Genomic DNA, 8,471 nt, shown 5'->3' on the forward strand with positions numbered 1-8,471 from the left:
AACTCCAGCGGGTGCGGGACAACGGACAGCGGCTTGAGCTCGAACTCGCGCTTGTACTCGATCCAGGACTGGACGGTGTCCTCGGTGAAGACGTCACCGGCGAGCAGGAACTCGTGGTCCTCCTCCAGGGCCAGCAGGGCCTCCTCGAGCGAGGCCGGGGCCTTCTTGATGTCCTTGGCCTCCTCGGCGGGCAGCTCGTAGAGGTCCTTGTCGATCGGGTCGGCCGGCTCGATGCGGTTGCGGATGCCGTCCAGGCCGGCCATCAGCTGGGCCGCGAACGCCAGGTACGGGTTGCACGAGGGGTCCGGGGCGCGGAACTCGAGGCGCTTGGCCTTGGGGTTCGTGCCGGTGATCGGGATGCGGATGCCGGCGGAGCGGTTGCCCTGCGAGTACACCATGTTGACCGGGGCCTCGAAACCCTTGACCAGGCGGCGGTAGGAGTTGACCGTCGGGTTGGTGAAGGCGAGCACCGCGGAGGAGTGCTCGAGCAGCCCGCCGATGTACCAGCGTGCGAGGTCGGAGAGCCCGGCGTAGCCCTTCTCGTCGTAGAACAGCGGCTCGCCGCCCTTCCACAGCGACTGGTGGCAGTGCATGCCGGAGCCGTTGTCGTTGAACACGGGCTTGGGCATGAACGTGGCCGACTTGCCGAAGGCGTCCGCGGTGTTCTTGATGACGTACTTGAACTTCTGCAGGTCGTCCGCGGCCTTCGTGAGGGTGTTGAACCGATAGTTGATCTCGGCCTGACCGGGGGCGCCCACCTCGTGGTGGGAGCGCTCGACCTCGAGACCGACCTCGTCCAGCGCCACGCACATGGCGTCGCGCAGGTCGGCCTGCTTGTCCACGGGGGAGACCGGGAAGTAGCCGCCCTTGGTGGAGGTCTTGTTGCCGAGGTTCCCGCCCTCCTCCTTGCGACCGGAGTTCCAGGGGGCCTCGTCGGAGTCGATGGCGTAGAAGGAGCCCTGCGGCTGGACGTCGTAGCGGACGTCCTCGAAGATGAAGAACTCGGCCTCGGAGGCGAAGTTGGCGATGTCGGCGATGCCCGTGGAGGTCATGTAGGCCTCGGCTCGCTCGGCCACACCGCGGGGGTCGCGGTGGTAGGGCTCACCGGTGCGCGGGTTGACGATCGAACAGGTCACGACGAGGGTCTTCTCCACGCGGAACGGGTCCACGAACGCGGAGGTGGGGTCGGGGATGAGCTGCATGTCCGACTCCGCGATGCCCTGGAACCCGCGGATGGAGGAGCCGTCGAACAGCTGGCCGTGCACGAAGAAGTCGTCGTCCACCGACTTGGCCGGGAGGTTGAAGTGCTGCTGGACGCCGGGCAGGTCCGTGAACCTGATGTCGACGAAGACGATCTCCTCGTCCTTGATGAACGTGAGGACTTCCTCGGGTGACTGGAACATGTGCTGTTCTCCTTGATAGCTGGGCTGGACCGCCGTGCCCGTGAGCCGCCAGCGGCGTCCGATTCCGCGGTCAACGCTACGGACCGGGCATTAAGGCTCCGTATCACAGACGTTTCCACGGTGTTACGCGAGGAGGCCACTGCGCCACGGTCCTCGGCCAGTCTAGGTGACGGACGGGCCCGATATCCTGGATCGATGATCGACAGACGAGACGTGGGCTCATGGCTCGAGGGGCCGGCCACCGGCCACGGACACCCCGGCGAGCGGCTCGGGCGTCCCGCGGAGGGGCCGGGCTCCGTCGGCCGCTTCGGGCGGCGGGCCGTGGCCCTGGTGCTGGACTGGTTCCTGTGCTGGGGGCTCGCCCAGTTGCTGGTCCCCGAGTGGAACGCGCACGGTCTCGGGACCCTGGCATGCCTGTTCGTTCTGAACGTCCTGCTGGTCGGGGCGACCGGCCACACGCCCGGCCACCTCGTGCTGGGACTGCAGGTCCAGACCCTCGACGGCCGTCCGGCCGGCTTCGCGCGGTCCGCGCTGCGGTCCCTGCTGCTGTGCCTGCTGATCCCGCCGGTCGTCTTCGACCCCGACCAGCGCGGCCTCCACGACCGGGCCGTCGGCACGCTGGTGGTCCGCACCCGCTGAGCCGTCCCTTCCGACGACGGAGCCCCTCGCCTTCCGCCAGAAGGGGAGGGGCTCCGTCGCTGTGGGATGCCGGTTCGGGGGATGCCGGTTCAGCGGCCGCGCATGGACTTGCGGTCCGGGCGGGCGCGCTGCGGGTCGACGCCCTTGGGGATCGGCAGCCGGTTGCTCAGGGTGCTGATCCGCTTGTGGACGGTCTGGACCTCCTGCTGCGTGAGCTTCTTCTCGAGCTTCTTCATGCGCTTGGCGACGTCGCGCAGGGGCACCTGGTCCTCGCCCTTGCCGGTCTTGATGACGTGGATGGGCACGTTCTGGATGACGGGCCCGATCCGGCGGCGCTCCTTGGTGACCAGCTTGTCGACGCGGCCGGCGGGGCCCTCCGTCACGAGGACCACGCCGGGGCGGCCGACCGCGCGGAACACGAGGTCGCGGGTGCGGGGATCGATCGCCGCGGGCTGGTCCTCGACGATCCACCCGCGGCGCAACGAGGACAGGGCGGCGCCCGCCGCACCGGGCTGGTCCTCTATCCGGGCGAAGGCCGCGCGCTCGGCGCGCCGGGACAGCAGGAAGGAGGCCGAGAGCACGGCGAAGGGCAGGCCGACGAGGAGGCCGGTGATCCAGTTGCCCACCAGCACGCCGACGAGGAGGAAGACCAGCAGGACGCCCACCCCCACGAGCAGCATCCACCAGCCGATGTTCGGTTCGGCCTCGCGGGTCATGCGGAAGACCTGCTTGATCTGGCCCAGGAAGCCGGGGCCCTTGGCCGCCTTCCGCTTCTTCTTCTCCTCCCGCCGCTGCGCCCGGGTGGGCTTGCCGGCCGGCTTCCCGGCGGAGGAAGTTCGCGACGACGGGCGCGACTTGGAAGGTGACACGGTGAGACCTCGTCCTGTGGTGCGGTGGCGGTGTTCCTGGGGGACCTGCGGCGGGCGCACTCGAGGGTCCCGCCGTGACCCGTCCTCCAGTCTAGCGGGTGGGGCAGGCCGGGCCGGGCCCGGTCTCAGCGGAGTCGCTGCACGAGGGAGGATGCCTCCTGGGACGCGGTCCCCTCGTCCTCGATGTGTGCGAGGTGGGCGGGGATCTCCCGGCCGGACTTCTCCATGGCGCGGGCCCACAGCCGCCCGGCACGGTAGGACGAGCGGACCATCGGGCCGGCCATGACGCCCAGGAAGCCGATCTCCTCCGCCAGCTCGGACAGCTCGACGAACTCCTCGGGCTTGACCCAGCGGTCGATGGGGTGGAAGAGCGGGGAGGGACGCAGGTACTGGGTCAGCGTGATGATGTCGCAGCCGGCGTCGTTGAGGTCGCACAGCGCCTCGTGGATCTCCTCGTTGGTCTCCCCCATGCCGAGGATGAGATTGGACTTGGTGATCATGCCCGCGTCCTTGCCCTGGGTGATGACGTCCAGGGAGCGCTCGTAGGTGAACGCCGGGCGGATCTGGCGGAAGATGCGGGGGACGGTCTCCACATTGTGGGCGAAGACCTCCGGCTCGGCGTCGATGACCTGCTGGAGCCGGTCCGGCTTGCCCTGGAAGTCCGGGATCAGGATCTCCACGCCGGTGTTGGGGTTGAGGGTGTGGATCGCGCGGATCGTCTCCGCGTAGAGCCACGCGCCGCCGTCGTCGAGGTCGTCGCGGGCCACACCGGTGACGGTCGCGTAGCGCAGGCCCAGTTCCTTCACGGACTCGGCGACCTTGCGCGGCTCGGTGAAGTCCAGCGGGTCGGGCCGGCCCGTGGCGATGTCGCAGAAGTCGCAGCGGCGGGTGCACTTGGACCCCCCGATCAGGAACGTCGCCTCCCGGTCCTCCCAGCACTCGTAGATGTTGGGACAACCGGCTTCCTCGCACACCGTGTGCAGGCCCTTTCCGCGCGCCAGCGACTTCAGCTCCTGGAACTCCGGTCCCATGCGGGCCGTGTTCTTGAGCCAGGACGGCTTCTTCTCGATGGGCGTCTCGGCGTTGCGGGCTTCCACGCGCAACAGGCGGCGGCCCTCGGGGGCAACGGTCATGGTCGGTCTCCTTGTCGAGATGTCGACGGTGGTGCTCCGGTCCCGGTGGTGCCGGGGGACGGTGCGGGTCAGCTGACGGCGGTCGTCCAGGGCAGGGGCCCCGGGGGAAGGGACGGGAGGAACTGTTCGCACAACTCGTCCTGGCGGGCGGATATTTCCTGCTCCACCCGGTCCACGACGGCCGCCGGGGTCACGGTTCGGCCCGTCTCCTGCGAGATGCTCGTGACGGAGGCGTCCGTGATACCGCACGGGATGAAGGTGCCGAACGGGCGCAGGTCGTTGGAGCAGTTCAGGGCGAAGCCGTGCATCGTCGTCCGCCGCGAGACCTGCACGCCGATCGCGGCGATCTTGCGATCGGGCCCCCGTTCGTCGGCGAGCACCCACGCCCCGGAGCGGCCGGCCACGGTCGTGGCATCCACCCCGAAGTCCGCGACCACCGCCAGGATGATCTCCTCCAGCAGGCGCACGAAGCGCACCACGTCGATGGGCGTGGTCAGGCGGACGATCGGATAGCCCACGAGCATCCCCGGCCCGTGGTAGGTGAGCTTGCCGCCGCGGCCGATCTCCACGACCTCGGTCCCGTCGGCGGGATACTCGTGCCGCTCCGTGCGCCGGCCGGCGGTGTAGACGGGCGGGTGCTCGAGCAGCAGGACCGTGTTGTTCCGCTCGCCCGCGACGACCTGCCGGTGCACGTTCTGCTGCAGTTCGAGCGCCGAGCGGTAGTCGACGAGGTGCGGGTCGAAGCCGAGTCGTTCGAAGGCGAGGGACATGACCCCAGCCTATCGCGCGGCGACGGCGCGCGATTCCGGAGTGGGGCTGTGGACGGCGCCGGCAGGGCCCGGGCCGGGCGGGCATGCTGGGCGGATGGACCACGCCTCGCACCAGCAGCACGCCCCGCTCGAACCGGTCGGGCCCGTGCCCGCGGCACGGGACCGGATCGCCGCGGCCGTGCGTGCCCACGGGGCCGGGACGGCCGTGGGAGCACCGCCCGTGCCCCCGCGGCTGCCCCCGGAGGAGGGGCTGGAGCCCGTGCGACTGCTCGGCGGCGACGCCTGGCTCGTGCGGGAGGGGCACTCGGGCGAGCACTTCGTGCTCCACCTCTGCTCCGGGGGCACCGCCCCGGAGCGGGAGCGGTCGTGGGCCGGTGCCCGCGCCCTCGCGGTGGCCCTGGCGGGTTGCGAGGACCCGCACGTGGTGGCCGTCCGCGGACTGCTCGGTCCCGCGGCGGAACCCGTCGGGGTCGTCGAGGAGAACCTGGCGGGCGGCTCCCTCGCCGATCGACTGGTGGACCGGGCCCGGCCGGACTCGGCGGAGCTCTGTCCCGTCCTGCGTGACGCCGCGGCCGGTCTGGCGGTGCTGCACGGACGAGGCCGGTGCCACGGCGCTCTCACCGCCCGTCAGATCCTCTTCCGCGGCCCGCCGGCCGGGGCGACGATCACCGGGGCCGACGCGCCCCCGCCGGCGGCCATCGGCCCCGGCACGGGGGCCGGGAGCCGTCCGGAGGACGTCCGCGCCCTCGGCGTCGTGGCGTGGACGGCACTGACCGGACGGGCGCCGGGGGAGGGCGCCCACCGTGTCCCGCTGACCGTACTGCGGCCGGACGTCCCGCCGGGACTGATCGAGGTCGTGACGGCGGCGCTCGCCGAGGACCCCGCGGACCGGCCCGTCGCCGCACAGCTCGCCGCCCGGTTCGCCCGGGCGGCGGAGGAGCCACCGCCCGTGGTCCCGGGGCCCCGCCGGCGGCCCGTCCCGCGGGTACGGCACGTCCGCCGGTCCGCGGCGTTGCTGGCCGGCGGTGCCGTCCTGGTGCTGGGCGGCGCGCTGGTCGGACCGGCGGCGACGCCGGACGGGCCGCAGGAGGTGCCGCGGGTCCGGCCACGGCTCGGGCCGGCGGAGAGTGCCTCGGTCCCGTCCGCCTTCCGGGACGCGGCCGGCGCCGCCCGCCGGCAGCCGGCCGGCGCGGCGGGCGGGCCGGTGCCCGGCGGCCCCCGGGAAGCCCTCGAGGAGCTCGTGGCCCTGCGCGGCACGGCGCTGCGGACGGGCGACGCCGGACTGCTGGAGGAGGTCTACGCCCCCGGAGCGGAGGCCGCGGCCGCGGACCGCCGTCTCCTGGAGCGCACGGCGGGGGACGGTGCACGGCCGTTCGGCGGGCTGGAGCTGTCGGTCGGCGAGGCCCGGCAGGTCGAGCGGGGCGGGCCGGCCGGTCCGCCGGCCGCAGCCTACATGGCCGAGGTCCACGTCCGCGGCCATCGGGGCGAACCCGGCAACGCGCCGGGGGTGGTGGCCGCCGGCGACACGTGGGTGCAGACCGTCGAGGTGGTCGTCGTCCGCACGGCCCGGGGGTGGCGCCTGGGCGAGGTGGTGCCCGCCCCGGCCGGCGGGCCGGAGCGGTCGGCCCCGCCCGCTCCGGGGACGACGGACCCCCGGCGCTGAGCGGCGGCACCGGGGGTCGGGCAGGGCGTGGACGGGGCGGATCAGACCGGCCAGAGCGTGGCGACGGCCATGTTCACCAGTGCCAGGCCGCCCACGGTGTGGGCCAGGCCGGTCGAGACGGGCTGATCGTGCCTGGTCCTGCGCTGGCCCACGTAGGCGGCGGTCGCCACGGCGAGCGCGATCAGCAGCTTGACCGCGATCTTGACGTGGTTGACCTCGCCGTCGCCCATCTCGTGGATGCCGACGAGCAGCACGCCCGTGACCAGGCTCAGCAGGGAGGCGTGGAACTGACCCGGGGAGACGGTGGGCCGCTTCATGGTGTAGATCCATGTTCCGACGATGATCGCGGCGCCGAGGAGGTGCAGGAGGACGAGGAGTCCGGTCAGGAAGGTCATGCCTCCGAGACTATCGGAGCCGGGTGCGCCTACGACGAGAGGGCGTGCCCCTGTGCTCAGGAACACACCCTCTCGTCGTGCCGGCCGTCAGCGGCGGGCCGGGGCGCCGGTCAGAGACCCACCTCGGACTCGAAGCGGCCTTCCTCGAGCCGAGCCTTGAGCGTCTGCAGGAAGCGGCCGGCGTCGGCGCCGTCGACCAGGCGGTGGTCGTAGGTCAGCGACAGGTAGCACATCTGGCGGATGGCGATCGTGTCGTTGCCGTCGGCGTCGGAGACGACCATGGGGCGCTTCACGATCGATCCCGTGCCGAGGATCGCGACCTGCGGCTGGTTGATGATCGGGGTGTCGAACAGAGCGCCGAAGGAGCCCAGATTCGTGATCGTGAACGTTCCGCCGGTCAGGTCGTCCGGGGTGATGTTGCCGTCCTTGGCCCGCGAGCCCACGTCGGCGATCTTCTTGGCCAGCCCGCCGAGGTTGAGGTCACCCGCGTTCTTGATGACGGGGACCAGCAGACCGCGCGGCGTGTCCACGGCGATCGCGATGTTCTCGGCAGGGTTGTAGACGATCTCCTTCTCGGCCTCCTTGAAGGTGGCGTTGAGCTTGGGGTGCACCTGCAGGGCCTCGGCCACGGCCTTGGCGAAGAACGGCAGGTAGGTGAGCTTGGCGCCCTCCCGCTCCTGGAACTTCGCCTTCGCGCGGTCCCGCAGCCCCGCCACGCGGGTCATGTCGACCTCGGTCACCTGGGTGAGTTGCGCCGCCTCCTGCAGCGACTCGCGCATGCGCTGGGCGATGGTCAGGCGGATCCGCGGCGCCTTCTCCGTGGTGCCGCGCCTCTCGTCCGGCGTCGGGGCGGCCGTCGCGGGCTCGGCCGGTGCCTCGGGGGCCTGGGCGCCCTTCTGCTGCTCCGCGGCGGCGAGCACGTCCTGCTTGCGGATGCGTCCGCCCACGCCGGTGCCGGTCACCGTGGACAGATCGACGCCCTCCTTCTTGGCCAGCTTGCGGACGAGCGGGGTGACGTAGGCCGACCCGTCGGAGCCGTCGGTGGTGCCCGGCTTCTCCTCCTCGGCCTCCTCCTTCCCGTTCCCCGAGGACTCCGCGACGGCGGGCTCCTCGGTGCGCACGGGGGCCTCCTCGCGCGAGGGCGCCTCCTCCTGCTCGCCGGTGGCCGCGTCCTCGGCCTGCTCGGCGGAGGGCTTCTCCTCGGCGGAGGGCTTCTCCTGGGCGGGGGCCTCCTGCGGCGAGCCGGAGCCGATGACGGCCAGGACCTGCCCGACCTCGGCGTCCTCGTCCTCCTGCACCCGGATCTCCAGCAGGGTCCCGGCCACCGGGGAGGGGACCTCGGTGTCGACCTTGTCGGTGGAGACCTCCAGCAGCGGCTCGTCGACGGCGACCTCGTCGCCGACCTGCTTGAGCCACCGGGTCACGGTGCCCTCGGTCACGGACTCACCGAGCGCCGGCAGGGTGATCTCGGTGCCCTCGCCGCTCTGCTGGGCCTCGGCCTCCGGGGCCTGCTCGGCGGACTTCTCGGGGGCCTCCTGCTCGGCGGCCTCGTCCGTGGCCTCCGGGGTGGCGGACTCCGTGGCCGCGTCCTCGGCCTGC

The 8,471-nt window shown here is 72.1% G+C and carries 8 protein-coding genes; 2 read left to right on the forward strand and 6 right to left on the reverse strand.

Translation table 11 applies throughout. The features are described 5' to 3' along the window. Positions 1-1,403, reverse strand: a 1,403-nt coding sequence (glnA, locus tag ACH9EU_RS04830) for a type I glutamate--ammonia ligase (RefSeq protein ID WP_396412808.1), incomplete at its 3' end; no start/stop codon positions are given. Between the two features lie 195 nt (positions 1,404-1,598). Between glnA and ACH9EU_RS04835 the strand changes: the two genes are divergently transcribed. Beyond that, positions 1,599-2,042: an RDD family protein gene (locus ACH9EU_RS04835; RefSeq protein WP_396412809.1), complete on the forward strand. Its 444-nt coding sequence runs from the start codon at positions 1,599-1,601 to the stop codon at positions 2,040-2,042. Positions 2,043-2,131: 89 nt separating this feature from the next. Here ACH9EU_RS04835 and ACH9EU_RS04840 read toward each other — a convergent pair whose 3' ends face one another. The 3 genes from ACH9EU_RS04840 to lipB form a co-directional block, all read right to left on the reverse strand. Further along, positions 2,132-2,911, reverse strand: coding sequence for a DUF4191 domain-containing protein (locus ACH9EU_RS04840; RefSeq protein ID WP_396412810.1), 780 nt, complete (start codon positions 2,909-2,911; stop codon positions 2,132-2,134). Between the two features lie 125 nt (positions 2,912-3,036). Continuing rightward, positions 3,037-4,044 (reverse strand): lipoyl synthase, encoded by a 1,008-nt coding sequence (gene lipA / locus ACH9EU_RS04845; RefSeq protein WP_396412811.1) that lies wholly within the window; start codon positions 4,042-4,044, stop codon positions 3,037-3,039. A 68-nt stretch (positions 4,045-4,112) separates the two neighbouring features. Beyond that, positions 4,113-4,814 (reverse strand): lipoyl(octanoyl) transferase LipB, encoded by a 702-nt coding sequence (gene lipB / locus ACH9EU_RS04850; protein WP_396412812.1) that lies wholly within the window; start codon positions 4,812-4,814, stop codon positions 4,113-4,115. A gap of 94 nt (positions 4,815-4,908) precedes the next feature. Here lipB and ACH9EU_RS04855 point away from each other — a divergent pair, with 94 nt between their 5' ends. Then, positions 4,909-6,477, forward strand: a complete 1,569-nt coding sequence (locus tag ACH9EU_RS04855) for a protein kinase (protein ID WP_396412813.1) — start codon at positions 4,909-4,911, stop codon at positions 6,475-6,477. A gap of 41 nt (positions 6,478-6,518) precedes the next feature. Here ACH9EU_RS04855 and ACH9EU_RS04860 read toward each other — a convergent pair whose 3' ends face one another. Further along, positions 6,519-6,872: a hypothetical protein gene (locus tag ACH9EU_RS04860; protein WP_396412814.1), complete on the reverse strand. Its 354-nt coding sequence runs from the start codon at positions 6,870-6,872 to the stop codon at positions 6,519-6,521. A 110-nt stretch (positions 6,873-6,982) separates the two neighbouring features. Further along, on the reverse strand, positions 6,983-8,471 hold a 1,489-nt coding region (gene sucB, locus ACH9EU_RS04865), incomplete at its 5' end, for a 2-oxoglutarate dehydrogenase, E2 component, dihydrolipoamide succinyltransferase (protein WP_396412815.1).

It is taken from the genome of Kocuria rhizosphaerae (genome assembly GCF_044462265.1).
Classification (GTDB): domain Bacteria; phylum Actinomycetota; class Actinomycetes; order Actinomycetales; family Micrococcaceae; genus Kocuria; species Kocuria rhizosphaerae.

Excerpts from the sequence above, each read along its gene's own strand:
- lipA (WP_396412811.1), bottom strand. The coding sequence starts at position 4,044 with ATGACCGTTGCCCCCGAGGGCCGCCGCCTGTTGCGCGTGGAAGCCCGC.
- ACH9EU_RS04860 (WP_396412814.1), bottom strand. The coding sequence starts at position 6,872 with ATGACCTTCCTGACCGGACTCCTCGTCCTCCTGCACCTCCTCGGCGCC.
- lipB (WP_396412812.1), bottom strand. The coding sequence starts at position 4,814 with ATGTCCCTCGCCTTCGAACGACTCGGCTTCGACCCGCACCTCGTCGAC.
- ACH9EU_RS04855 (WP_396412813.1), top strand. The coding sequence starts at position 4,909 with ATGGACCACGCCTCGCACCAGCAGCACGCCCCGCTCGAACCGGTCGGG.
- ACH9EU_RS04835 (WP_396412809.1), top strand. The coding sequence starts at position 1,599 with ATGATCGACAGACGAGACGTGGGCTCATGGCTCGAGGGGCCGGCCACC.